General features: G+C 51.6%; 2 protein-coding genes. Both read right to left on the bottom strand.

What is annotated here, in order from left to right:
- Window positions 1-260 precede the first annotated feature (260 nt).
- Window positions 261-548, bottom strand: a complete 288-nt coding sequence (locus tag H7U20_RS02405) for a hypothetical protein (RefSeq protein ID WP_199518025.1) — start codon at window positions 546-548, stop codon at window positions 261-263.
- A gap of 9 nt (window positions 549-557) precedes the next feature.
- Window positions 558-777, bottom strand: a 220-nt coding sequence (locus H7U20_RS30070; RefSeq protein ID WP_233410453.1) for a hypothetical protein, incomplete at its 5' end; no start/stop codon positions are given.

Here is a 777-nt window from a genome sequence, read left to right as displayed (position 1 = left end):
GACGAGGTTTGGCTCAATCCGGAACGGGCTGAACCTGAATTAGTGAAGCTGGCTGCATGAAGTGACGCGACAACTTTGTTGACAACTACCGGTAGTGTTTTCTACGACAGTACTGCCGTTCGGATTCGCTGCCTTCCAGCTTTGCAACCATTCTGGGCCCCTATCAATCGAGCCCGAGAAGGACTTGGCTGGCGTCGATGGCGTCGGTTGCAAGGACTCTGCCAAGCTGCTGCCCAACGCATTGCCAAACGCATCTGTAGCTATTCGTTTGGTTGCTCTCCTGCGACATATCCGTCCCATCCGATGCCAGTCACTTCCGCGTGGGTCGCCCATGCTGCAGCCCCTCCTGCAATAGCAACTCCCAGCTCCTGAACGTCGAAACTTGGCGGAACTGCTTCTAAAGCCGTTGCTGTTGAAACCTGCATCGGCGAAGCCCATACAGTCTCGCACTCGTCGCACATCAACACAATATTGTGCCCGTCTGCACAACGACGGATGCCAATTACGCCGGTACGGCAAACAGGGCAGTTGTCTTTTATGTAGTACATTTTATTTCCTTAACGAATTGGAAAACCTGTTATCACTTGATTACCATTGCGGATGACAAGTTGAATATTATTTACGGCAGGGTTGCCAAGGGCTGCGCCACCTTGTCCACCTACCCATCCTACATTACGCCCCATACTATAGTGGATCCCGAATTTGAGACGATGGTTTAAGCTGTGGTCCGTGAAAGGATGACAGCAAATGAGTGAAGGAAAAAAACGGCGAGTGCAC

Origin of the sequence: Rugamonas violacea, assembly GCF_016461825.1 — a bacterium.
Taxonomy (GTDB): Bacteria; Pseudomonadota; Gammaproteobacteria; order Burkholderiales; family Burkholderiaceae_D; genus Rugamonas.
Note: the sequence above shows the minus strand (reverse complement) of the source record. Positions and strands in the feature narration are given on the sequence as shown.

What these genes read in the sequence shown, in the direction of transcription:
- H7U20_RS02405 (WP_199518025.1), bottom strand. Translation starts at nt 548, where the DNA reads ATGTACTACATAAAAGACAACTGCCCTGTTTGCCGTACCGGCGTAATT.